Origin of the sequence: Sphingomonas sp. NIC1 (genome assembly GCF_001638925.1) — a bacterium.
Taxonomy (GTDB): domain Bacteria; phylum Pseudomonadota; class Alphaproteobacteria; order Sphingomonadales; family Sphingomonadaceae; genus Sphingomonas; species Sphingomonas aquatilis.
Genome location: NZ_CP015523.1, coordinates 115,859 through 140,700, shown reverse-complemented (window position 1 = coordinate 140,700; position 24,842 = coordinate 115,859). Strand labels below are relative to the sequence as shown.

Annotated in this window: 21 protein-coding genes; 9 read left to right on the top strand and 12 right to left on the bottom strand. The window is 65.9% G+C overall.

What is annotated here, in order from left to right:
* Positions 1-7 precede the first annotated feature (7 nt).
* From A7E77_RS17000 to A7E77_RS18535, 3 genes are read left to right on the top strand one after another with little or no spacing between them, the layout of a single operon-like run.
* A complete protein-coding gene (locus A7E77_RS17000; RefSeq protein WP_318842616.1) occupies positions 8-2,113 on the top strand; it encodes a PD-(D/E)XK nuclease family protein in 2,106 nt (701 codons plus the stop codon).
* The gene (locus A7E77_RS16995; RefSeq protein ID WP_318842615.1) at positions 2,113-5,016 is read left to right on the top strand and encodes a UvrD-helicase domain-containing protein; all 2,904 of its coding nucleotides are present in this window, start codon (positions 2,113-2,115) and stop codon (positions 5,014-5,016) included. The genes A7E77_RS17000 and A7E77_RS16995 overlap by 1 nt, the downstream gene beginning before the upstream one ends.
* Positions 5,017-5,057: 41 nt before the next feature.
* Positions 5,058-5,480, top strand: coding sequence for a hypothetical protein (locus A7E77_RS18535; protein WP_318842614.1), 423 nt, complete (start codon positions 5,058-5,060; stop codon positions 5,478-5,480).
* Between the two features lie 369 nt (positions 5,481-5,849).
* On the opposite strand, the gene A7E77_RS16990 is transcribed toward A7E77_RS18535, so the two are convergent.
* From A7E77_RS16990 to A7E77_RS16945, 10 genes are all read right to left on the bottom strand, one after another.
* Complete coding sequence (locus A7E77_RS16990) at positions 5,850-6,503, bottom strand: recombinase family protein (RefSeq protein ID WP_207774271.1); 654 nt, start codon at positions 6,501-6,503, stop codon at positions 5,850-5,852.
* Between the two features lie 333 nt (positions 6,504-6,836).
* Entirely contained in the window at positions 6,837-7,622 is a 786-nt protein-coding gene (gene cobA / locus A7E77_RS16985) for a uroporphyrinogen-III C-methyltransferase (protein WP_018251175.1), read from the bottom strand.
* Positions 7,615-10,209: a nitrate reductase gene (locus tag A7E77_RS16980; RefSeq protein ID WP_018251174.1), complete on the bottom strand. Its 2,595-nt coding sequence runs from the start codon at positions 10,207-10,209 to the stop codon at positions 7,615-7,617. Before A7E77_RS16980 ends, cobA begins: the two co-directional genes overlap by 8 nt.
* A gap of 1 nt (position 10,210) precedes the next feature.
* A complete protein-coding gene (nirD, locus tag A7E77_RS16975; RefSeq protein WP_018251173.1) occupies positions 10,211-10,549 on the bottom strand; it encodes a nitrite reductase small subunit NirD in 339 nt (112 codons plus the stop codon).
* On the bottom strand, positions 10,546-13,083 hold the full coding sequence (gene nirB, locus A7E77_RS16970; RefSeq protein ID WP_018251172.1) for a nitrite reductase large subunit NirB: 2,538 nt from the start codon (positions 13,081-13,083) through the stop codon (positions 10,546-10,548). Before nirB ends, nirD begins: the two co-directional genes overlap by 4 nt.
* A 187-nt stretch (positions 13,084-13,270) precedes the next feature.
* Positions 13,271-14,476 (bottom strand): hypothetical protein, encoded by a 1,206-nt coding sequence (locus tag A7E77_RS16965; protein ID WP_018251171.1) that lies wholly within the window; start codon positions 14,474-14,476, stop codon positions 13,271-13,273.
* 75 nt (positions 14,477-14,551) lie between these two features.
* Complete coding sequence (locus A7E77_RS16960) at positions 14,552-15,793, bottom strand: nitrate/nitrite transporter (RefSeq protein WP_018251170.1); 1,242 nt, start codon at positions 15,791-15,793, stop codon at positions 14,552-14,554.
* Positions 15,794-15,999: 206 nt separating this feature from the next.
* Positions 16,000-17,208, bottom strand: a complete 1,209-nt coding sequence (locus A7E77_RS16955) for a CmpA/NrtA family ABC transporter substrate-binding protein (RefSeq protein WP_018251169.1) — start codon at positions 17,206-17,208, stop codon at positions 16,000-16,002.
* On the bottom strand, positions 17,205-17,786 hold the full coding sequence (locus tag A7E77_RS16950) for an ANTAR domain-containing response regulator (RefSeq protein ID WP_018251168.1): 582 nt from the start codon (positions 17,784-17,786) through the stop codon (positions 17,205-17,207). Before A7E77_RS16950 ends, A7E77_RS16955 begins: the two co-directional genes overlap by 4 nt.
* 51 nt (positions 17,787-17,837) lie before the next feature.
* Positions 17,838-18,491 (bottom strand): recombinase family protein, encoded by a 654-nt coding sequence (locus A7E77_RS16945; protein WP_037477043.1) that lies wholly within the window; start codon positions 18,489-18,491, stop codon positions 17,838-17,840.
* A gap of 117 nt (positions 18,492-18,608) precedes the next feature.
* Between A7E77_RS16945 and A7E77_RS16940 the strand changes: the two genes are divergently transcribed.
* From A7E77_RS16940 to A7E77_RS18590, 6 genes are all read left to right on the top strand, one after another.
* Positions 18,609-18,935 (top strand): hypothetical protein, encoded by a 327-nt coding sequence (locus tag A7E77_RS16940; RefSeq protein WP_226341922.1) that lies wholly within the window; start codon positions 18,609-18,611, stop codon positions 18,933-18,935.
* 27 nt (positions 18,936-18,962) lie between these two features.
* Positions 18,963-19,424, top strand: a complete 462-nt coding sequence (locus tag A7E77_RS16935) for a type II toxin-antitoxin system VapC family toxin (RefSeq protein WP_063690320.1) — start codon at positions 18,963-18,965, stop codon at positions 19,422-19,424.
* Between the two features lie 172 nt (positions 19,425-19,596).
* Positions 19,597-20,379 carry a DUF5131 family protein gene (locus A7E77_RS16930; RefSeq protein ID WP_063690318.1) on the top strand — a complete coding sequence of 261 codons (783 nt, stop codon included), beginning with the start codon at positions 19,597-19,599 and terminating at the stop codon, positions 20,377-20,379.
* Positions 20,380-20,511: 132 nt separating this feature from the next.
* Positions 20,512-21,611 (top strand): IS3 family transposase gene (locus tag A7E77_RS16920; protein WP_151895513.1). Its coding sequence is split into 2 segments (ribosomal slippage): positions 20,512-20,773 and positions 20,773-21,611, totalling 1,101 coding nucleotides; the frame shifts between segments, so codons are not numbered across the junction.
* 196 nt (positions 21,612-21,807) lie between these two features.
* Entirely contained in the window at positions 21,808-21,975 is a 168-nt protein-coding gene (locus A7E77_RS18135; RefSeq protein ID WP_181814892.1) for a hypothetical protein, read from the top strand.
* The gene (locus A7E77_RS18590) at positions 21,968-22,405 is read left to right on the top strand and encodes a cyclic nucleotide-binding domain-containing protein (RefSeq protein WP_063690313.1); all 438 of its coding nucleotides are present in this window, start codon (positions 21,968-21,970) and stop codon (positions 22,403-22,405) included. Before A7E77_RS18135 ends, A7E77_RS18590 begins: the two co-directional genes overlap by 8 nt.
* 103 nt (positions 22,406-22,508) lie before the next feature.
* Here the strand turns inward: A7E77_RS18590 and istB are convergent, their stop codons facing one another.
* Positions 22,509-23,237: an IS21-like element helper ATPase IstB gene (istB, locus tag A7E77_RS16905; RefSeq protein WP_062127353.1), complete on the bottom strand. Its 729-nt coding sequence runs from the start codon at positions 23,235-23,237 to the stop codon at positions 22,509-22,511.
* Positions 23,224-24,735, bottom strand: coding sequence for an IS21 family transposase (istA, locus tag A7E77_RS16900; RefSeq protein ID WP_078462179.1), 1,512 nt, complete (start codon positions 24,733-24,735; stop codon positions 23,224-23,226). Before istA ends, istB begins: the two co-directional genes overlap by 14 nt.
* Between the last annotated feature and the right edge of the window lie 107 nt (positions 24,736-24,842).

The window sequence follows — 24,842 nt, the reverse complement described above, 5'->3', positions numbered from 1 at the left end:
CCGTTCGGTGCCAGACTGGCTTGCCGGGTCCGCCATCGAGGTGCTCAGATCCGACGCCGCCAGTCCGAGCCTTGAAGCGGTGACCTGTGCAACCGGTCATCATGAGGCGGTCGAGGCGATGCGCTGGGCACGCGAGCTGATTGCCAGCGGTGTTGCCCGCCCCCACGAGATCGCCATCGCGTCCGCGGCGCCAGCCGCCTATGACGATGTCTTCCTCGCGCTGCGCGCCGATGCCAATCTCGACCTCCACTTTGTTCATAGCGTTCCCGTTGTATCGACCCGGCCGGGCCAGGCAGCGGCCGCCCTCGCCGATGTCCTCGTGCGCGGGTTGTCGCAGGCGCGCATCCGCCGGCTGGCGTCACTGCTCGGCAGCGAGGCGGGACCGGTGGCCCAGCTGCCCGCGGGCTGGACGCGGCTGCTCCCGGGTGAGGCGCCGCTCAACTCGACCGGTGCCTGGGACAGGTTGATCGACCGGCTTACAGCGGAAGACTGGCCCGACGGTGTCGACCATGCGCCTGAGTTACGCGACATCATCGCGATGTTGGCCAAAGGTACGACGCTTGCGGCGGACACGGGCGAGAAGCTGCTTAGCGGTCCGGCACGCCGCATCTGGCGGCGCGCGCTTGGTCTCGGCAGTCCGGCCGCCATCGATATCACAATTGCGCAACTCCGCCTCGAGGACGAAAGCGAGCCCTGCTCATCGGTCGCCTGGATGCCGGCTGAGGCGCTCGCGGCATCACCACGGCCTTTCGTTCGCCTGCTGGGTCTGACGTCAACTCAGTGGCCGCGGCGTATCAGTGAGGATCGACTCGTGCCCGACCACGTCGTGCCGCTGGCAGACCTTGATCCCCTGCCCGTCTCTGCTGCTGACCGGCGTGACTTCGAAACGATCCTGGCCACCACCGCCAGCCAGGTCGTGCTCAGCCGGGCGCGGCGTGATGAGGAAGGACGCCTGGTAGGGGCCAGTCCGCTGCTTCGGGGAACTCCGCCGCCTGCCTATCTGCGGCGGAACCGGCGCCCCGACCACGCCATGAGCGAGACGGACCGGCTCGGAGCCCGACCGGGCGATGCTTCAGAACTGGCGCAGGCCGCCTCCGCTGCAACCTGTTGGACGAACTGGCGCTCGTCGCACGTGACGCCACACGACGGACAGGTCCGCCCGGATCACCCCGCGCTGGCCGCAGCGCTGGACCGCGTTCAGTCGGCCAGCTCGCTCAAGCTTCTCCTGCGAAACCCGCTCGGCTTCAGCTGGAAATATGCGCTCGGCCTCCGCGGTCCGGCCACAGCCGACGAAGCGCTCGTGCTTGATGCCCGAGCGTCGGGCGAGTTGCTGCACCACCTGCTCGACAACGCCGTGCGGCGGCTCGAGGCCGGTCAGGGGCTGGCCAGTGCCGACGAACAGGCCTGCGTGTCAGCGCTCGATGCGGCCTGTGCGGACGTCGCGGCGATGTGGGAGGCGGGTCAGGCCGTGCCGCCCGGTATTGTCTGGCAGCGGACCTTGGCGGACACCCGGCAAGTCGCGCTCGCTGCACTCGAGGGCCGACCCGAGCCCCTGCCCGGCCAACGCTCCTTTGCCGAAGCGCCGTTCGGCGGCCAGACCGCCAAGTCCGATGGTGCCCTGCCCTGGGCGGCCGACACGGTCGTGGAAGTCGCTGATACCGGCTTCCGGATCTCCGGCTACGTGGACCGATTGGACCTGTCAGACTGTGGCACAAAGGCGCGTGTCACCGATTACAAGGGCGGCAAGTGCCCGAAGGACGCTGTAACGCTGGGCGGCGGAAGCGAACTCCAGCGTTGTCTATACGCCTATGCGGTTCGCTCGCTTCTGGGCGATGACATGGAGGTGGAGGCGGCGCTCGTCTATCCGCGCGCGGGGGTGACCCGGCCGCTGCAGGACGCGAACGGCACGCTTGCCACGCTGGCCGGACATCTGCGCGCGGCACGTGCCAACCTTATGGCCGGGCGAGCGCTGCCGGGCCCGGATACGGGCGGCGACTATGATGACCTCGCCTTCGCTCTGCCGGCAATGGCGGACAAGGGTTGGTGCCGCCGCAAGCAGGAGGCGGCGACGGTAGCTCTCGGCGATGCCACCCTCGTCTGGGAGGCGGAGTGATGAACGTGATGGCACCCGTGCTTGCGGATGACCAGGCAAGGCTGACCGCGCTTACCGCTCACGACCGATCGCTGCTCGTCGAAGCCGGCGCAGGCTCGGGCAAGACCGCCGTGATGGCAGGGCGAGTGGCGCTGATGCTCGCCGCCGGCGTCGCGCCGAAAAGCATTGCCGCAGTGACCTTCACCGAACTCGCCGCCAGCGAACTGCTCGCGCGCGTGCAGGACTTCGTGGAAGAGCTGCTATCCGACCGCATCCCGCGCGAGTTAAGTGCGGCGCTCCCTCACGGGCTCTCGGACGAACAGCGCCAAGCGCTGACCGGTGCGTGCGAGAACCTCGATGAGGTCACCTGCTCGACCATCCACGGCTTCTGCCAGCGCCTGATCAAACCCTACCCCGTCGAGGCCAACATCGATCCGGGCGCGAGCCTCGTGGACCCGGTCGAAGCGGAACTTGCGTTCGGTGACACGTTGGATCGCTGGCTGCGTGCGACGCTGGACGGCGCTCTGCCAAGCCTAATTTCGGAGCTGGTGTACCACGAGCCGGTGGGGGGACTCGCTCTGGTGCGAGAGGTTGCCGACAGGTTGCGTCGACATCGCGTGCTGACAGGACCGCCGTCTCCAGCCCTCCCGCCTCTGATCGACGCCGCACGCGACGCGGCCGATGCCTACAAAGACTTCGTCACCACCACTCCCGCGCGGGAAGAAGAGAGCATAGCGGCAGCGGAAGCGTTCGCCGGCATGAGCGAACGGCTTCTGGCGGCCGGGCAAGGCCAGGACTTCAGGTCGTTGGTGGCGCTACTCACCGCCGAGCCCGACGCTTCGCTCCTCACCGGCTCCGGTTGGCGCAAGTATCAGAAGAAGGGGAAGTGGGAGGCTGCGGTCAAGCTGAAGGGCCTGCCCAAGGCACGCGGTGGCGAGTTGAACACCGAGGCTGAGCGTCTGCACAACGCTGCGCGTGATGCCTGGATCGACCTCAAGGGCGCGGTCGCAGCGCGGGTGCTTTCGGAGGTGTTGACCGCGGTCGCGCCCGTGGCGGACGGGTTCCGTGACTACAAGCGCGCAGCGGCCTTGCTCGACTTCGATGATCTGATTTTCGCCGCGCGTGACCTGCTGCGCGATCATGAGCCTGTCCGGCAGGCACTCGCGTCGCGGTATGCGCATGTCTTGGTGGACGAGTTCCAGGATACCGACCCGCTACAGCTGGAGATCTTCTGGCGCCTGTGCGGCAACCCGATGGACGGAGCCGATCCCGCCGACTGGCAGGCGTATCGGATCAGGCCCGGCGCATTGTTTCTCGTCGGTGATCCCAAACAGGCGATCTACCGCTTCAGGGGTGCCGATGTCGCCGCCTATGTCCGGGCACGCGACGCGATCCGCGCTCAGGGCGCGCAGGATCTGCTCAGCATCTCGACCAACTTCCGGTCCTGTGCGGGTATCCTTTCCTTCGTGAACGAACGGTTCGAACCGCATATGGGCGAGGACAAGGGGCAGCCGGGGTTCACCGCGCTCGATCCCTTTCATCCCGATCCCGCCCACGGCCTGTGCGTCACCGCCCTGCCGGTCGCGTGCGCGGGCGAGGACGGCAAAGCGTCGGCCGATCGGAAGCGCGACTGTGAGGCCGAGGCCGTCGCGGAGCTGGTCGCACGCCTGATCGGCAGCCATGAGATCGCCGACCGTCGGGCCGGGGTGCAGCGTCCGTGCCGACCCGGCGACATCGCTCTCCTTGCGCCAACCGGCAAGGACCTGTGGCGCTACGAGCAGGCGCTGGAGCAACGCGGGATCGCGGTCGCCACGCAGGCCGGCAAGGGCTTCTACCAGCGGCAGGAGGTGCAGGATCTGGTCGCGATCGCGCGCGTGCTCGCTGATGGCCGAGACACGCTCGCATTGGGTGCGCTGCTCCGGGGACCTCTGGTCGGGCTGACCGAGGAGGAGCTGCTCGACCTTGTCTGGACGCAGCCGCGCGCACCGGAGCGACCGGACGCTCTTCCTCGCCTGCACGTCAACATGGACCTGGACGCGATCGCGCATCCCCTCGCGAGGGACGTGCTGGGCAAGCTTCAGGGGCTCAGGCGCCGGATCAACGCGACCACTCCGCATCAACTGATCGCCGAGGCGATCGACACGCTGAACGTACGCGCGATCCTGCTGCAACGCCATCGCGGCCAAGCCGAACGTCCACTCGCCAACGTCGACCTGTTCCTGAGCCTCGCCCGGCCTTTCGGCGTTCGCGGCCTGAGGGCGTTTGCACAGTCGATGGCAGACGCATGGGCCGGGGAGGCGCGCTCGGCCGAAGGTCGGCCCGACGCACAGGAGGAGTCGGTGTCGCTCCTCACGGTGCACGCATCCAAGGGGCTGGAATGGCCGATTGTCGTCCCGATCAACTGCATGACGGCGACGATTGCGGCCGACAACACCGTCATCGATCGCGACGCCGGCATCCTGTTCATGCCGGTGCTGGGCAACCTACCCTCTGGCCACGCCGACGTGCACAGTGCTGAGAAGGCCGAGCAGGACCGCGAACGCACGCGCCTGTGGTATGTGGCTGCTACCCGCGCGCGCGAGCTGCTGGTGTTTCCACGGCTCGACGTCGCGGCAGGCTCGAACAGCTGGTCGGGGCTGATCGACTTCGGGCTTAATGAGCTCGAGGTTCTCGACTTCGACGCTTATCCCGACCAAGCGCCTTCCGGCATCCACGAGGACGACAATCAGCAGACCCGGGAGCGCTTCGCGGAAGAAGCAACCGCGATCGTCGACGCTACCGCGAAAATCGCTTGGAGCGCGCCGAGCAGGGACGAAGGGCGCGGAGTAGATGACCACTCGCAGGCTGAACCCGAGCTGGTGTTCGGAGAGGTGGCCGGTGCTGCTCCATCGGGACCGGTTCAAGGCGGGCGCGAGCGGGGCTGATCATCCACAAGCTGTTCGAGGAGGTGCTTACGGGTGAAATCTTGGACGAGGAAGCGCACCTCGCAGACCGGGCACGCGAGCTGATCGTGCAACTCGGGCTTGAGCCGGCCGGGGCCGCGGCTACCGGCATCTCCGAACAGGAGGTGGCACGGGTTGTTGTGCGCACGCTGGCCCTCCCCGAGATCGTAGCGATGCGTGACCGCCTCGTGCCGGAGCTTCCGGTTCTCGCTTCGGAGGAGGTCGACGGCATAGAAGTCGTCACCGCCGGGATCGTAGATGCGTTGCATCTTGATGAGTCCGGACAGCCGCGCGCGGCGATCGACTGGAAGAGTGATGTCGATCCGGATCCCGCCGCCACCGAGCAGTATCGCGGTCAGGTGAAGCGCTACCTTCATGTAACCGGCATCTCGGAGGGTATGATCGTGTTCGTGACGCGCGGAACCGTCGTTCGAGTCTCGGCCTGATAAAACCAGCTTGCGCTTGCAGCTGCCGAAGTCAGGTCGGCGGAGCTGACTTCCGGCGAACTGTAGGTGTACGGTTGAGGGCGAAGCACCTTCCTGAAGTTCTGCGGCTCCGTCCTGACCATAATTCCAAACGGGACGGCCACCGTGCTCAGCGTACGACTTTTACCATCCGCTCACCGGCATCCTCATTGTTTCCTCTCTTGCTCACGTTCGAATCACGCAGCAAGGCGTTTGCACCCTGCAGGACCGCGACTAAGCATGGGACCAGAATTGGGCGAAGCACCGCAGTCGAAGTACATCGCGTACTCCGGATTGTAGACTACGGCTTCAACAGGGGAGGTTGAGCCATGGATACATGGTCCATTCGGTTCATGAGGTCGGCGCGACCGCAGCTGTCTTTGCACGGTGGAGCGCGGTCACTCTCTTGACGTGGGCGATACTGCATCCGGCAAGGACCGCCGTCTTCGCGATGCTCATGCCCGCCTCGCGCAGCCCAACTATCCGCCTGTGATGGGCAAGATCGGGCTTGCGGCCGGTGTACCGGCCTGCCCGCTTGGCGATCTCGATGCCCTCCCGCTGCCGCTCGCGCCGCGTTTCATAGTCATCCCGCGCAGTCTGGAGCGCGACGCGCAGCAGCATGTCTTGCACCGCTTCTAGCACGATCCGCGCGACGCCGGCGCTGTCCGCTACCAAGTCGGTGAGGTCCACAATGCCCGGCACCGCGAGGCGCGCGCCCTTCGACCGGATAGTCGCGACCAAGAGCTCGGCCTCAGACAGAGGCAGGCGGCTGATCCGATCGATCTTCTCGGCGATCACCACCTCGCCCGGCTGCAGGTCCGCCACCATGCGCAGCAGCTCCGGCCGGTCGGGTCGAGCGCCGGACGCCTTCTCCCGGTAGACGGCAGCGATATAGAAGCCGGCCGCTCGAGCACCGGCGACGATGCTTTCCTGCCGCGTGAGGTCCTGCTCGTCCGTGCTCACCCGCAGGTACACCCGCGCCGCTCGCACACCGCCATCTACCATCAGTTCGTCGCTCCTATGAGGCGTTTTTGGATATACTCAAATAAGCGACCGGCTAAATGGAACCCGACAAGCTCATCGGAGCCGAGAACGAAGTGTAATCTGGTGATTATTCGAGCCTGAACGGCATGACCGCCGGTTCAGGATAAGGATCATCGCTTTCGCTTTGTCGAACATCGGCTTGGGGCCGCGTTCAAGCTCCAAGAAATGGCAGGGTTGCAGCCGCGCACAGCGGGCAACAGACAAGCGTGTACAGCATGAAGCGCCGCCACCCGCACGCAGGTCGAGCGAACAGGATCGAGGCTATGGTGATGCGGGACATTGCTACTGATGCGTCTAACGGTGAGCCGCTGCCAAATCTTCGGGATGATGATGTCTGTACGAAGCGGCCAGCAATGGTCGCGCAGCCTCACCGATCAGCAGCAGCGTCGGATCGTCATCGGCGATCGTGCGGACCAGGAACGGCAGGGCAGCGAGCGTGCCGTGGATCAGTCGCTCGGTCGGCAACGACACGTCGACCGCGATCATCACGGGAGTTTCGGGCGCGCGTCCGGCCGCGATAAGGGCGTGCGCGATCTCCGGTGCGGCGACGCGCCCCATGTAAACGGCAATCGTTGCGTCGCCGGTAGCGAGAGCTGCCCAATCGTGCTCCAGCCGTTCACCGGCACGGGCATGGGCGGTGAGAAAGGTCAGCTTGCGCGCGAGCCCACGCAGAGTGAGCGAGGCAATGCCGCTTGCCGCGGCGGCGCTTGCGGCGGTGATGCCCGGGCAGATCCTTACCGGTATGCCATGGGCAGCGCACGCTTCGATTTCCTCGGTAGACCGGCCGAAGATCGACGGATCGCCGCCCTTGAGACGGACGACGCGCCGGCCGTCGTGCGCGGCGTGGACAATGAGCTCGTCGATGCTGGCCTGATCCCTGGAGTGGCGCCCGGCCCGCTTGCCGACGCTGACCAGCTCCGCCTGTGCCGCGATCGCTAGGATCCCGGAGCCCACCAACGCATCGTAGAAGACGATGTCTGCCTGGCTCATCAGCCGCTCCGCCTTGCGGGTGAGGAGGTCCGGGTCGCCGGGGCCAGCGCCGACGAGCCAGACCATGCCGCGTGGAAAGAGATCATCCATTGGCAGTTTTCCTCGATTGCGCGATCAACCGCGCGAGCGCCGGGCGGCAGGATCCGCAATTCATTCCCGCCCCGAGCGCAGCGCCGACGGCGGCCACGTCGACAAGGCCCTGTTCCGCGATGGCGGCGACGATCGTCTTCATGCCGACATCGAAGCAGACGCAAACGACAGCCCCACGGTCAGCCTGCAGGCCCGGCGCGCGACCGGCGAGGACCGCGGGGCCGTGGCTCATGTCCAGCTGGGCGATCAGCCAATCGCGCGGCGGAAGGTCGCCCGAGCGCGTCGTGAATAGGATTGTGGCCAGCCTGCCGTTGCGCAGGATCGCGACACGGCGCGTGCCGCGCGCGTGATCGATCGCCTCGATCCGCTCGCCCTTGGGCAACGCGCGTTCGAGGCGCGCGGCATCGCCGTTGCCGGCCACCTCCCACAACAAACCGCCGGGCACGCGGACCTTTGTCGCCCACAGGCATTTCGGCGCTTCGATGTCACCATGCACGATCAGAAAACCGCGCCATTCGGTCGCGACCGGCTCAATCCGCGCCGGCGTCGCCTTAAACCCGGGCTGGCCTGAATGCGGGTCGGTCAGCGGACGCGGGAGCAGCCCGGTGCGGCCGCCGGTCGCCTGCTGGTCGGTCCAGTGGATAGGCGTGAACAGTTCGCCCTGGCGCTGGGTATCGGCGGCCGCCACCCGGAACAGGCTGTTCCCTTGCGGCGTCGAAACACGGGCGAGACCGTGATCGGCGAGGCCGAGCGCCGTCGCATCCGCGGGATGAACCTCCACCAGCGGTTCCTCGCGATGACGGGCGAGCTTGGGACTGAGTCCGGTACGCGTCATGGTGTGCCACTGGTCACGATAGCGACCGGTATTGAGCGTCATCGGCCAGGAGACGAGCGGTGCCGCGACCGGCGCTTGCTTGACCGCGACCAGCCTAGCCCGTCCATCCGGCGTCGGAAAACGCCCGTCGGCAAACGGTTTTCCTCCCCAGCGGAACGGCTCCATCGCATCATAGGCGGCGTTGCCGATGGCGGTGTGCGGCTTCAGGTTCAGCACGCGCGCGCCCTCGTTCTGATAGGCGGTGAGCCGGGCATGCTCGCGCCAGATGTCGGCCGGGCGGCCGTAGGCGAACTCGCCGACCCAGCCCATGCGCTGCGCGATCTGCGAGACGATCCACCAGTCAGGCTTCGCTTCGCCCGGCAGCGGCAGCAGCCCGCGCTGGCGTGAGACGGTACGGTCCGAGTTGGTGACGGTGCCGTCCTTCTCGCCCCATGCCGCGGCCGGCAGGCGGACATGGGCGTGGACTGACGTATCAGTGGTCTCCATCACGTCCGAGACGACGACAAAGGGACACGCGGCCAGCGCCTCGCGCACCGCACCCGCGTCGGGCAGCGATACCGCCGGATTGGTGGCCATGATCCACAACGCCTTGATCCGCCCCTCGCCGACCGCGCGGAACAGATCGACCGCCTTCAGCCCGGGCCGGGTCGCCATCCGCGCCGCCGCCCAGAAGCGACCGACGCGAGCGACGTTCTCGGGTGCGAAATCCATGTGAGCGGCGAGCGTCGAGGCGAGCCCGCCCACTTCGCGACCGCCCATCGCGTTGGGCTGGCCGGTGATCGAGAACGGTGCCGCGCCCGGCTTGCCGATCCTGCCGGTGGCCAGATGGACGTTGACGATCGCGTTGACCTGGTCTGTCCCGCGGATCGACTGGTTGATCCCCTGACTGAACAGCGTGACGGTGCGCGGCGTGGCAGCGAAAAGCTCGTAGAAGCGGCGGAGATCGGCCGGCGGCACGTCGCAGGTGCGCGCGGTCGACCAGAGGTCGTTTCCCTCCCCCAGCGCAGCCCAGAAGTCGTCGGGGACCGCCACATGCGCCGAGAGATACGCCTCGTCGACGACGCCGGCTTCGCGGCACCAGGCGAGCAGCCCGTTCATCAGCTGGACATCGGTGCCCGGCCGGACCGGCAGGTGCAGGTCGGCGTCCTCGCAGGTTTCGGTCCTGCGCGGATCGATGACGACGATTCTGGTGCCGCGCGTGGCGCGGGCTGCCACGATCCGCTGATAGACGACGGGGTGGCACCAGGCCGTGTTCGATCCGACCAGCACGATCAGGTCGGCAGCATCGAGATCGTCGTAGCTCGCGGGCACGACATCCTCGCCGAAGGCACGGACGTACCCGGCCACCGCGCTCGACATGCACAGCCGGGAGTTTGTGTCGATGTTGGCCGAGCCGATGAATCCCTTCATCAGCTTGTTCGCGACGTAGTAATCTTCGGTGAGGAGCTGACCCGAAACGTAGAAGGCGACGCTGTCCGGCCCGTGACGCTCGATCGCATCGCGGAAGCGACCGGCGACGAGGTCCAGCGCCTTGTCCCAGGAGGCGCGGCGTTCACCGACCATCGGGTGAAGGAGGCGACCTTCGAGGCCGACCGTCTCGCCGAGGTGCGTGCCCTTGGAGCAGAGCCGACCGGCATTGGCCGGATGTGCCGGATCGCCCGCGATCGTGACCGTGCGCTCGCCCGTTCGGGAGGCGGCGATCCCGCAGCCGACGCCGCAATAGGCGCAGGTGGTGCGGACAGGATCGCTCACGTCAGGCCGCAGCCTTGAGTGCCGACGCGCGGCAGATCAGTACACGGTTGCCGCTAACTTTCACCGGAATGACGGGCGTGCAGCCGCTGTCCGCCCCCTGCGCCTCGCCGGTCGCCAGCGCGATGTTCCAGTTGTGGAGCGGGCAGGCCACCGTGTGCCCATGCACGATCCCCTGGCTCAGTCGCCCTCCCTTGTGCGGGCAGCGGTTGAGGAGCGCGAACACCCGGCCGTCGCCGGTACGGAACACGGCGATCTCCTCGTCGCCGGGGATCGTCACCGTTCGCGCGCCGCGGACGGGGATTTCATCGACCCGTCCGATGTCGAGCCAATCGCCGCTCATGCCGGTTCCTCCACCTGCGGCTTAAAAGACGCCATTGGCGCGTGCTGCTCGCGGTCCTCGCCGGCGACCCGCTTCGCCCAGGGATCATTCTGCGTGAAGCGCTGCGAGAAGCGGAACCGCTCGGCATAGGCCGGGACGGCGTCGGGATCGTCGAGCAGGCGCGACGTGATGTGATCGAGGCCGACGCGCTCGATCCACGGCGCGGTCCGCTCAAGGTAGCGCGCCTCCTCGCGGTAGAGCTGGATGAAGGCGGCGCAGTAATCCATCGCCTCCTCCTCGGTCGCGACCTTGCAGAGAAGGTCGGTCGCGCGCACCTTGATGCCGCCGTTGCCGCCGACGTGGAGCTCATAACCGCTGTCGACGCAGACGACGCCGAAATCCTTGATCGTCGCCTCGGCGCAGTTGCGCGGGCAGCCCGACACGGCGATCTTGAACTTGTGGGGCATCCACGATCCCCACGTCATCCGCTCGATCTTCACGCCCAGCCCGGTCGAATCCTGCGTGCCAAACCGGCACCATTCGGACCCGACGCAGGTCTTCACCGTGCGCAGCGACTTGCCGTAGGCGTGGCCCGACACCATGCCGGCGGCGTTGAGGTCCGCCCAGACCGCGGGCAGGTCCTCCTTGCGGATGCCGAAGATGTCGAGCCGCTGGCCACCGGTCACTTTGACCATCGGCGCGTTGAACTTGTCGACCACGTCGGCGATGGCGCGCAGCTCGCGCGGGTTGGTGAGGCCTCCCCACATCCTTGGGACCACGGAATAGGTGCCGTCCTTCTGGATGTTGGCGTGCATGCGCTCGTTGACGAAGCGGCTCTGCTGGTCATCGACATATTCGCCGGGCAGCGCGCAGAGCAGATAGTAATTGAGCGCGGGGCGGCAGGCCGAACAGCCGTCCGGCGTCGACCAGTGCAGCTTCTGCATGACGTCGGGAATCGAGCGCATGTTCTGCGCGACGATCTCGCGCCGCACATCGTCGTGGCCGAAACTGGTGCACTTGCACAGCGTCTTGACCGACCGTTCGCCGCCGTAATCGCTGCCGAGCGTGATCGACAGCAGTTGCTCGACCAGCCCGGTGCAGGACCCGCAACTCGCTGACGCCTTGCAGGTGGCGCGTATCGCGTCGAGGCTGGCCGCACCGTCGACGATGGCCTGGCAGACCTTTGCCTTGGAAACGCCGTTGCAGCCGCAGATCTCGGCATCGTCCGAGAGCGCCGCAACGGCCGCCTTAGGGTCCGCCTGCCCACCTCCGGAGGCAAAGGCCTGGCCGAAGATCAGCAGGTCGCGGATCGCGCCCACGTCCTCCCGCTTCTTCAGGAGGTCGAAATACCAGTTGCCGTCGGCGGTGTCGCCGTACAGCACGCAGCCCGCGATCCGGTCGTCCTTGACGACGACACGCTTGTAGATGCCGCGCGAGGCGTCGCGCAGCACGATATCCTCCGCCCCGTCGCCGCCCGAGAAGTCGCCCGCCGAGAACACGTCGATCCCCGACACCTTGAGCTTGGTCGAGGTGACCGATCCGCGATAGCCGCTGTGCCGCTCGACCAGCCCGTCCGCCAGGCTGCGGCACATGTCCCAGAGCGGCGCCACGAGACCGTAGACCGTGCCGTTATGCTCCACGCACTCGCCGACCGCGAGCACGTCGGGGTCGGACGTCACCATGTGATCGTCCACCCTGATGCCGCGGCCGACGTCCAGTCCGGCGTCGCGGGCCAGCGCGATCGACGGGCGGATGCCGACCGCCATGACCACGAGGCTGGCCGGGATCTCGCGCCCGTCCTTCAGCCGCACGCCCTCCACCTTGCCGTCGCCATAGATCTCGGCGGTGTCGGCCCCCGTCAATACGGTCTGGCCGCGGCGCTCCAGCTCGGTTTTCAGCAACCAGCCCGCCGCCTCGTCGAGCTGGCGTTCCATCAGGATCGGCATGATATGCAGCACCGTGACCTTCATGCCGCGCAGCGTCAGCCCGTGCGCCGCCTCCAGCCCGAGCAGCCCGCCGCCGATCACCACCGCCTGGCCGCCGCCCGCCGCCTTGCCGTCTTCGGCGGCGGCCAGCATGTGGTCGACGTCCTTCATGTCGCGGAAGGAGATGACGCCGGGCAGATCCTTGCCGGGCACCGGAATGATGAAGGGATCGGAGCCGGTGGCGATCAGCAGCTTGTCGTAGCCGACTTGGCGGCCCGAACGCGCGGTCACCGTCCTGTTCGAGCGGTCGATCGCAACGACGGGGTCGCTGGCGATCAGCTCGATGCCATTGTCGGCATACCAGTCGTGACCATTGATGACGATCTCCTCGAAGGTCTTCTCGCCCGCCAGCACCGGCGACAGCATGATCCGGTTGTAATTGACGTGCGGCTCCGCGCCGAAGATCGTCACCCGGTAGCGGTCGGCGTCGCGCGCGATCAGCTCCTCGACGGCCCGGCAGCCCGCCATGCCGTTGCCGATCACCACCAGATGCCGGGGCGGGCGATCCACTGCCGTGACCGGTGCGGGTGCGTCGTCCCGTTCGGGTTCGCGATGGTCGTGAAAGTCCATCCGTCGTGCTCCAAAACGAAAAAGGCCGCCATCCCGACCCCGACGTTGCGGAGCCCGGATGGCGGCCTTGCCATCTGTTTTAACCGTCGCGATCCGTCCTTGGACCGTCCCGGCTATCTTGTTGAGGCAGCGATGCCTCCTGCAGCGCAGCATTACCGCAAATTGCAGGCCTGCTCAAGCCGTCTCGTCAGTAGGTCCAGTCGATTTGCACCCAGGCCTTTTCCGTATCGGTGGCGAAGGCGTCCGCGCGGTACCGCGCATAGCGTGCCGAAACGGTGGTGCGTCCGACCTTGGCACCGGCGATCAGATCGATTTCCTTGCCGTACGCTTGACCGAGCCGACCGCTGCGGAAACGGTGCCATGTGCCCGAGAGCGCGATCGTATCGGCGCCGAGCGCCTTCTTCCAGCCATAGCCGCCACCCGCATAGAGATCGCGCACGCCGTTCGGCGGCGTGGTCAGGAACTTGTCGGCCCAGCCCTGGAACTTGAAATTGGTGCCGAGCGGCGTCTGGAAGCTTGTGAAGACCATTCCCCGGTCAGCGCCGAGCACTTCATAGCCGCCATTCAGCGACCAGCCGCCCATCCCCAGCGTCGCATCCGCGAGATAATAGTCCGCGCCGTAGCGATTGGGATTGCGGTGCCAGTCGCTCTGGCGGGCGTAGCTGAGCTGGTAGGCGAGCTTCATAGCTTTCGACAGCACGCGCGCGCCTGCAAGCCTTGCACCGTATGTCTGGCTCGACAGGCGAAACCCCTGCACCGCCGCCTCGTCCTGGTCGACCAGATACGCGAAACCGACCAGATTGCCGATCGGTGTCGCATAGGAGAGGTTGGCGAAGACGTTGTCGCCACTCACCGCCTGCTGCCGCGCGCCCGTGCCGTTGATGCCCCAGATCGTCCGGACGCCCCACGCATAAGTGACGTCGAGCTTCAGCTTGGGAATGGCCGTCACCTCGGCGCGCACCGCGTCGAACGTCTGGCCATTGTCGCGGAAGGCCACATTGCCGACGAAACGTTCGTCGTCGAGCACGATGCGCTGCCTCCCGGCGGTGACCGCCAACGCCTTCGTCCGATACTGGAGTTGCGCCCGGTAGAGCGCGACGTTCTCCGGATCCGCGACCAGCGGGCGGGTGGCGGCGCCCTGGACGCCATCATAATAGTCGTCGATCGCCGCCAGCGTGCCCTGCGCCTCGATCAGCGTGCTCCACGGGCCGCTCGTCGCCTGCACGCCACCTCGCACGCGAACGGTGAGCGCGTCGGCGTCGCGCGCAATTCCGTCCTGATCGACATGCTCGTAGCGGACGCGGCCGTCGATTAACGGCGTGAGCTTGATGTCCTGGGCGCAGGCCGGCCCAGCGACGGCCAGCGCAGCCGTCGTCGCAAATAGCGTTCTCATGTGATCCCCCCTCGGGATGGACCCTCTCCGACCAGGCCGGGCAGGCGTCCGTGCGCCCGCCCTCGGCCGCGTGCGTCAGATGCGGGCAGCTTTGCCCCAGCGGGATCGCCAGCCGCGTTTGACCGCCGTGAGTCCGGCGAGCGCGAGCAGCGCCAGCCCGGCGAAGATCAGGAAGCCTGGGGAAAAGCTGCCGGTGAGCTGCTTGGCGAAGCCGAGCGACGAGGCGAGATAGAAGCCGCCGATGCCTCCGGCCATGCCGACCAGCCCCGTCATCACCCCGATCTCCGCTTGGAAGCGTTGCGGCACGAGCTGGAACACCGCGCCGTTGCCGGCGCCCAGCGCCAGCATCGCCACGACGAAGATCGCCAGCGCGGAGCGGACGCTCGGCATGTATCCGACGAACGCCAGCGCGATTGCCGCGACCACGAACACGACCGAGAGCGCCTTGACCCCGCCGACCGCATCGGCAAGCGCGCCCCCCATCGGCCGAACCAGCGAGCCGGCGAAAACGCAGGCCGCGGTGCAATAGCCGGCCATCACCGGCGTCAGGCCGAAGCGATCGGTGAAGTAGATCGGCAGGCTGGCGGCGAGCCCGACGAAACCGCCGAAGGTCACCGAGTAGAACGCCATCAGCCACCAGGCGTCGGCGGTCTTGAGCGGCGTGAAATAGTCCACCATCCGCTTGGGCGCGGGCGGATTGGGCGCGTCCTTCGCCATCGCCATGTAGGCGACGAACACCAGCCCGAGCGGCAGGCAGGCGAGACCGAGCACGGCATTCCAGCCGAACAGCTTGGCGAGGGTAGGCGCGAAGAGCGCGGCGAACACCGTGCCCGAATTGCCCATGCCCGCAAGCCCCATTGCCTTGCCCTGATGCTCGGGTGGGTACCAGCGGCTCGCGAGCGGCAGCGCGATCGCGAAGCTGGCGCCGGCGAAGCCCAGGATGACGCCGAGCGCCAGCGTGCCGGCGAAGCTGTCGACGCCCAGCAGATAGGCCGAGAGCAGCCCGCCGATCACGATCAGTTGGCTGATCGCACCCGAACGTTTCGGCCCGATCCGGTCGACCAGCAGACCGTTGACGACGCGCAGAACGGCCCCGGCGAGCGTCGGCGTCGCCACCATCAAACCCTTCTCGGCCGGCGTAAGGGCGAGTGCCTTGCTGATCTCGGGCGCCAACGGTCCGAGCACTACCCAGACCATGAACGCGAGGTCGAAGTAGAGGAAGGCGGCGATCAACGTCGGCTTGTGACCTGCGCGCCAGAAGCTCTTCTCGTTCGCGGGGACGGCAGGCGATGCGCCGTCCAGATATGCCGTTGCCATGATGGTGATCCCCCGATCTGGGATGGACATGAAAAAAGCCGCATGACGGGGACGCGCGTAGGCGGCACCCTGTCAGCGGCTCTGCTGCTTCATCAGGAAGAACGGCCCTGCGTCCCGGCCCTGGGACACGCCGTCCAATCGCGCGCGCATCGTTGCGCGTGGCGATCGATCATCGCGCGAAACGATTCATCTTGCAACGGCAAAGATCAGGGGGTGCTGAAACCCGCCAGATAATCCTCGATCCGATCGGGATCGAACACCCGTCCGTCGAAAAAGCGGTCGGGACCTAACGTGAGCGCACCTCGAGAGGACCCCACCGGCAGTGGCGCGCCCAGCGCACCTTCCACCTTCATGCTGGCACCCGGCATGGGCGTGTCACTACCGGCCAGGGCACGGCGGTAAACGTCGGGGCGGAAAACCCTGCCTGCGGCGGCCTCGCCGGCGTCCGTTCGCTCGATCATTCCCCAGCGGACCAGCTGCGAATAGATCCATAACGCCTGGCTGCGCCACGGAAAGCCGGTCGCTTCCCGCGAGAACAGCATGAAGTCCGGAAATCGAAGCGACGCTTCACCGACTCGGGGCATCATCGTTCCAGCTATGGCGCGCTCGACCACGTCGCTCGGCTGATCGACATAGTCCGGCCGGGCCAAGAGGGCGGCCAGAGCGGCATGGTTGTCGGGAGCGTCACACCACGCCGCCGCAGCCGCCACGGCGCGCACCAGCCGATCGACCGTGTCGCCATTCTCCTCCAGCCAATCCTGCCGGAACGTCAGCACCTTCTCGATTCCACGCCGCCAGATCCGCTCACCGATCGCCACCGCTTCGGCAAGGCCGCCCTTCACCGCCACGCTGCCCCACGGCTCGCCGGCGATGAAGCCGTCGATCTCGCCGGCACGCGTCGCCTCGACCATCAGCGACGGCGGCAGGACGCGCAGCACCACGTCGCGATCGGGATCGATCCCGGCGCTCGCCAGCCAATACCGCAGCATCAGTGCATGGCTTGAGAAGCGATGGACGACGCCGATCACCGGCTTGCGTCGGAACAGCCCGATTGCCGCGGCAAAATCGTGCGCGGTGCCAAGCGGATCGTCGAGCCTCTGCCCGAGGTCGGGTGCGAGCGCCGCGGCGAAGTCGCCCGACATCACCACCATGTTCCCGTTGACGTTCAGCTTGCAGGGCGCTGCAAGCGCGGCAGGCTGCTGGCTGAGCCCCAGCGTCACGGCGATGGCGAGCGGCGCCAGCATCTGCGCCGCCTGGACCTGACCGTAGACAAGCCGATCCCGAAGCGTCGCCCAGCTCGTCGTGCGGACAAGCGTGAGATCGATACCCTCGGCTTCCGCGAAGCCGTATTCGCGTGCCACGATCAGCGGCGCAGCGTCGGTGAGCTGCAGAAAGGCGATCAAAACCGGCGTCATACGCCGCCTCCGAGCAGGTCGCTTGCGGTGATCAACGCCGATGCGACATCGACGATCTTCTTGTTCTGGTTCATCGCCGCCTTCCTGAGCGCCGCATAGGCGTCCGGCTCCGATAATCCGCGTGTCGCGATCAGGATCGCCTTGGCCCGATCGATGATCTTGCGATCCGCCAGCTCCGTCCTGGCCTCGTTCAGCTCGGTCTGCATCCGCGCGAATGCGTTGAAGCGGCGTACAGCGAGATTTATGATCGGCTTGACCCGCTCCTTGCGCAGCCCGTCGACGACATAGGCGGAGATGCCCGCATCGATCGCGGCCTCGATCATCGTATCGTCCGATTGGTCGACGAACATCGCGATCGGCTTGGCCAGGGCCCGACTGACGGTCAGCATCTCTTCCAGCGTATCGCGGCTCGGGTTGCCCAGATCGATCAGCACCACGTCCGGCGCCATCCGCTCGATCCTCGCCACGAACGCTCCCCGCGGCGGGACGAGGTGGATGTCGTCATAGCCCGCCTCGCGTAGACCCTCCTCGAGGACGGTCGCGCGCAATCCGCTGTCATCGACGATGACGATCCGCAAGCTATGCTGTTCCTTTCAATCCTATCAGACTGACGGTCATGCTGCACTGCGTCAATCCGTCTGCGTTGTAGCCCGATGCAGCGCCGTCACACGCTTCACCTGAGCGATGCTGCACCCCGCCAAATCGGCGGTGCGCGCAATGCTCATCCCCGCTTCGCGTAGCCCCACAATACGTTTGTGCAGCGCCGTGTCCGGCTTTCGGCCATTGTACCGACCTGCCCGTTTGGCGATCTCGATCCCCTCACGCTGGCGCTCGCGCCGCGTCTCGTAATCGTCACGCGCGGTCTGCAGTGCAACGCGCAGCAGCATGTCCTGCACCGCCTCGAGCACGATGCGCGCGACACCGGCGCTGTCGGCAACCAGGTCGGACAAGTCGACAATGCCCGGCACGGCGAGCCGCGCGCCTTTGGCTCGGATCGTCGCCACCAACAGTTCGGCTTCAGGCAGAGGCAGGCGGCTGATCCGGTCGATCTTCTCGGCCACCACCACCTCACCTGACTGCAGATCGGCGACCATGCGCAGCAGCTCTGGCCGGTCCGACCGCGCGCCCGACGCTTTCTCGCGATACACCGCCGCGACGTAATAGCCTGCCGCGCGTGCGCCGGCGACAATCGCTTCCTGCCGGGACAGGTCCTGCTCGTCGGTGCTGACTCGTAGGTACACCCGTGCAGCGCGTACTAGTGGAAGTGTGCTGTCGTTCTTCATGGCCAATCTACCTATACCCTTGTGAGCCGGTTATGCAGCGGTCGGCTCAGAACGGCAACTGCCGGTTCTACGTAGCCTAGCTAAGCGGACCGGGTCTAAGTAGCTGCTCCATCATCGATGAACGCGATTTCGGTGACCGGCCGTCCATCGATTCATGCCTCAACGCTGGCGTCCGACTTTGCTTTCCAGTATAAGTCCGTTGGACAGGTCAGAGTAGCGGATTTGGTGCAGATGGAAGCACAGAGAGTTAAGATCGTGGACGGTGGTAAGCTCGTGATCCCGGCGGCCATGCGCCGTGAGCTCGGGATCACCACGGGGACACCGTTCTCGTCGATGTGGACGATGGCGAGTTGCGAGTACGTTCCGTTCCTAAAGCACTTGAACGTGCTCGCGCCATCCTGCGCAAGTATGTGCCCGAAGGCGTCGGCTTGGCCGATGAGCTGATCGCGGAGCGTCGGCGTGAGGTGGAGCGTGAGTAGCAAAGTCGTACTCGACGCCTCCGCCCTGCTCTGCCTTCTGAACGATGAACCCGGGGCGGATAGGGTAGTCGACGTCCTGACCCGCAGCATCATCGGAACAGCCAACCTCGCAGAGGTCGTCTCGAAGCTACGAGACCGGGGATTGCCACTCGACGAGGTACGTGAGGCGCTTGGCGGGCTGCATCTCGATGTCCGGCCGCTCACTCCTGCCCAGGCACTCATGGTAGGTGATCTCCGGCCAGGGACGAAGGCTCTCGGTCTGTCCCTCGGCGATCGAGCGTGCCTTGCCTTGGCGATCGACCTGCAGGCTGAGATGTTCACGACGGACGGACCTCTGGCGAGCGCGGATGTCGGCATCACCATCACCAATGTGCGGCCGCTTGCGGGTAGTCGCACGTTCGTGCTTTTAGGTGCGGCGAACCGATGGCTGCGCAGAAAGGGTCTATGTGACTGAACAGCGGGGGTAAGCCAATCGCACGCGGTCTGCTCAACAGCGGCCTTCGGCGGGGTTGCGATGCAAACTGACGTAGTTAGGATCCGCCTTTCAACGCCTAATGAAACTTCTGTGTTCCCTCTCTGTTCTTTCGGCGGTACACTAGGCACAGTGCGGGCAGGACCGACGAGCCATGGCTGACACCGAAATCGAATGGACGGACGCCACTTGGAACCCGGTCGCCGGCTGCTCGATCGTGAGCGCCGGATGTAGCCATTGCTACGCGATGGAGATGGCCCGTCGTCTCGAGGCGATGGGCGTCGGCAAGTACGCAGGGCTGACGCGGCGTAGTGGTCGACGTATCATTTGGCAGGGCATGGTGCGCGAGGACCGGGCCGCGCTGACGATCCCCTATCGATGGAGAAAGCCCCGCAAGATCTTCGTGAACTCAATGAGCGACCTGTTCCACGAGGGTGTCAGCGACGCGTTCATCCAAGCGGTATGGCAGGTCATGCGCGAAACGCCGCGCCACCACTATCAGATCCTCACCAAACGCCCCGAGCGCATGGCGGCAGTCGTCACCCGTCTTATAGGCGACGTGCTGCCGAATGTCTGGTTGGGCACCAGTATTGAGGACGCCGAGGTTGTAGCGCGTGTCGACCACCTCCGCGCGGTGCCCGCTGCGATCCGCTTCATTTCGTTCGAGCCGCTGATCGGGCCGGTTGGCACCATCGATCTCGCCGGAATTGATTGGGCGATCGTGGGCGGCGAAAGCGGTCGGTCAGCGCGACCCATTCGGGAGGCGTGGGTGGATGAACTCCACCAGCAATGCCTCGCCTACGACACCGCCTTCTTCTTCAAGCAATGGGGCACTTGGGGCAAGGACAACAAGCGGCGTTCCAAAAAGGCGAACGGGCGCGAGTACCGCGGTCGGACGTGGGATGAGATGCCGACCGGCTTTACCGCGGCGCTTTAACGAGCTCGAAACAGCAGGACTGGGATGGCCGAAAAACCGTACAGCTGGGTGACCTGAGCCCTCCGGATTGGTCCATTCTTTGAGAGAAATTCCCGGTTAGGTTTGGCAGGTGCCGGACGAGGGAATTTGCCCATGAAGAAGTCGAGGTTCAGCGAGCAGCAGATAGCGTTCATCCTCAAGCAGGCCGAGGATGGAACAACCGTCGAGGAGGTTTGCCGAAAGGCGGGCATATCGATCCAGACCTACTATCGATGGCGTAGCAAATACGGGGGGCTGATGCCGTCGGAGATGAAGCGCCTGAAGGTGCTGGAGGAGGAGAACGTCCGGCTGAAGCGGCTGGTGGCCAACCTCAGCCTGGACAAAGAGATGCTGCAGGATGTCATCCGCCGAAAAATGTAGGGCCTGGTCGAGCCCGGGAGATCGTCAGCTATCTGCAGGCGAGCTACCAGGTTAGCGAACGGCGAGCCTGCGGCGCGTTTCCGATCAATCGATCGACCCAGCGCTATCAGCCCCGCCGCCTCGATCAGGCCGGCCTAAAGATGCGGATCAAGGAGTTGGCTGCGACCCGTGTTCGCTATGGGTACCGACGCATCCATGTGCTGCTCCGATGGGAGGGTTGGGAGATCAACCACAAGCGCACTTATCGGCTGTATCGCGAGCTCGGGCTGCAGCTGCGCAACAAGACGCCCAAGCGCAAGGTGAAGGCGAAGCTGCGCGATGACCGGACGCCGGCGACGGCACCCAACGAGTGCTGGTCGATGGATTTCCTATCGGACCAGCTGTTCGACGGGCGCAAGATCCGCGTGCTGTCGATCGTCGACAACTTCACCCGTGTGTCGCCAGCGCTCGACGTACGGACGAGCTATCGCGGCTCTGACGTGGTCGAGACGCTTGAGCGCATTGCCGCGGTACATGGTCGTCCCAAGCGCATTCGTCTGGATAATGGCCCGGAATTCATCTCGAAGGATCTCGACCTGTGGGCATACCAGCATGACGTGGTGCTGGACTTTAGCAGGCCTGGAAAGCCAACCGACAATGCGTTCGCGGAGGCGTTCAACGGCCGGGTGCGGGCCGAATGCCTCAACGCATACTGGTTCTTGAGCTTGGACGACGCACGGATAAAATGTGAGGCGTGGCGGCGCGATTACAACGAGCACCGTCCGCATAGCTCCCTCGGCAACCAGACCCCGATGGAGCGCGCTTTTTCGTCAGGGCAGGCATGCCTGCCCTGACGAAAAGAGAGCCGGTTTTCTCATAAAGACCGGGCCAGAGACGGGGTGAGGCTCAAACCAACCCCGGACTCCAGTTATAACTGGTAGAGCTTTGGGGAGCACGTCATGTCGCCTTCCCGACAGACCAGCCGATAGAACTTAACATGGAGAAGATGCCGGAATATGTATCGCATGTGAATGGTAGGTGGAGGAAGGCATGACCGAAGATGATGTCCTCTATTTCCAACGTCGCGCCGGAGCCGAACTGGAGTTGGCGCAGCGGGCGACCAAGCCTGAAGTCGTAGCGGCGCACCACCGGCTCGCCGAGGCCTATCTCGATCGTATCGCCTCCGTGGAACCGGCGAGGCAGGTGGAACATGCTTGACAAGTTTCGGTCCAGCGGGACCCTCTCACACCAGCGTTCGTCTCACCCGACGCTGCTAGGCACGCGGTTCGCCGCGTCTCCCTTCCTTTCGACGGAGGACCGGCTCGCGCTTGAGAGAGTCGCGCTTCCCGCAAGGTCGGTCGCAGCCGGCAAGGACTTGTTGCGGGAGAGCGAGCGCGCCGCCCACATCGAGGTTCTGATCGATGGGTGGGCGTGCCGCTACAAAATGACGCGAGACGGCCACCGTCAGATCGTGGCGCTCCTGACCCCCGGCGAAGCGGCGAACCTGGACGCTCTGCTCTTCACGCGCCTGCATTATGCGGTGCGTACGCTCACCCCGACCAAGGTTCTCACCCTTCCGTGTCAATCGGCGTCCAAAAAGGACCCCCTATCGGCGTGCAAAAGGGACCCCCTTCGTCGAGCAGCGTAACGGGTATGACGGGCGCACTGTTCGTGCTGGTTGCGGCGTAGGGCGGGCGTAGCCCGACCGGAGGCGAACCAGCACGAAGCGTTCTCTGCCGGTGCCCCAGGCTTCAGCTTCGATGTTTGAAGCGCCAGCTGTCGTTGCCGGTTTCGACGATGTCGCAATGGTGGGTAATGCGGTCGAGCAGCGCGGTGGTCATCTTGGGGTCGCCAAAGACGGTCGGCCACTCACCAAAGGCCAGGTTGGTGGTGACGATGACCGAGGTCTTCTCGTAGAGCTTACTGACGAGGTGGAAGAGCAGTTGACCGCCCGAGCGTGCAAACGGCAGGTAGCCAAGCTCGTCGAGCACCACGAGATCGAGGCGCGAAAGCTGGGCCGCCAGCGTGCCGGCCTTGCCGAGGCGCGTTTCCTCCTCGAGCCGGTTCACCAGGTCCACTGTGTTGAAGTAGCGTCCGCGGGCGCCGGCTCGTACCACATTGGCAGTGATGGCGGTGGCGAGATGCGTCTTGCCGGTACCCGTTCCACCGACCAGCACGACGTTGCGTTGGCCCGGAAGAAACGAGCCGCTGTACAGCGAGCGCACCAGTCCCTCGTTGATGGGAGTGTCGCCGAAGACGAAGGCGTCGAGGTCCTTCACCGCGGGTAACCTGGCGGCCGACATCCGGTAACGGACCGAGGCTGCATGGCGGTGCGTCGCCTCGGCACGCAGCAGGTCGGTCAGGACCTCCATGGTCGTGCGCTTGCGCTGGAGACCGGTAGTGACCGCCTCGTCGAAGGCGCCAGCCATGCCCTTCAGCCCCAACTCGGCCATGGCCGTCATCATCTCATGCCGCTGCATGGAGACCTCGCAGGCTGTCATAGCGGTTGCAGTCGGCACGGGGCGGATGGCGCAGCGCCAGATCTTCTGGCGTGACAATAGTCAGCGGTCGCGGCGGTTCGCGCCGGCGGGCCAGGATGTTGACGATGACGTCGTCGCTGGCGACGCCGGCCAGCAATGCTTCGCGCACGGCCACTTCTACCGCCTCCAGCCCGTCGTCGAGCACCGCTGCCAGCACCCGCACGAACCGCCGGTCGGCATCGTCGCCGGTGCCAAGCTTGCGCCGCAGTCGTGCCAGCGCAGGCGGCAACTCCCAGCCCTGGAACGGTGCGCCGTTGCGCAGGGCACCCGGCTTGGTCACCAGCACCGGCAGATAGTGCCACGGGTCGTAGATGGTCCGGTCGCGGCCGAAGAACCGGGGATGGTCGGCGACGACTTCACCGTCGCAGCGCACGACGATGCGGTCGGCATAGGCGCGGACCTGGACGGCACGTCGCACCACCCTGGCAGAAACGGAATAGCGGTTGCGGTCGAAGCTGATGAGGCATGTGCCGCTTACCGCATGCTCGCTCTCGTGGAAGCCGTCGAAGGGTGCGACAACAGGCTGGAGCACCGCCCGTTCTGCTGCCCATGCCTGGGCGACTGTCAGCTCCTTCTGCTCGGGATGCTGGTGCAACTCTGCCCAGCGCCGACACTCCGCCTCCAGCCAGCCGTTCAACTCCTCGAGGCCGGTAAATCGCAGGCGCGGCTGGAAGAAGCGACCGCGTGCGGTCTGCACCTGGTTCTCGACCTGACCTTTCTCCCAGCCCGACGCCGGCGAGCAGGCGGTCGGCTCGACCATGTAATGGTTGGCCATGACCAGGAAGCGACGGTTGAAGACCCGCTCCTTGCCGGTGAACACGCTCGTCACCGCCGTCTTCATGTTGTCGTAGATGCCGCGCGTCGGCACGCCTCCGAAGAAAGCAAACGCCCGTGCATGCGCGTCGAACAGCATCTCCTGTGTCTCGCGGGGATAGGCCCGCACATACATTGCCCGCGACGCGCACAGCCGGACATGCGCGACCTTCACGCGCATCGGCTTGCCCGAGATCTCGACGTCCTCGTGGCTCCAGTCGAACTGGTAAGCCTCGCCCGGCCGGAACAGCAGCGGGATGAACGCCGGCGCATTCATCACGTCGCGACGCTGCGCCTGCCGCCAGCGCGCCGCATAACGGCGAACCGCGTCGTACGAGCCATCGAACCCCTCGCGTAGCAGCAGGTCGTGGATGCGCGTGAGGCGCAGCTTCTCGCGCCGCGGCCGTGCCTCATCTTCCTCCAGCAACGCATCCAGTCGCGCCTGAAACGGCCCCAGCTTCGGCAGCGGCTGCACCTCTCGCCGATAACCCATGTCCGCTTCCGGCGCCCGGATCGCCTTGCGCACCACCTTGCGCGACAGGTGCAGGTCCCGCGCTATCGCCTTGATGGCCTTGCCCGACGCGTGCTCGCGCCGGATCCTCAACACCGTCTCCAATACCAGCATCCCGATCTCGCCGCCTGACACACCGCCAAGCGAACAGCCTAGAACACCAGGATGAGGGTCCCTTTTCGACGCCGATCACCCCGCTAACGGGGTCCCTTTTCCACGCC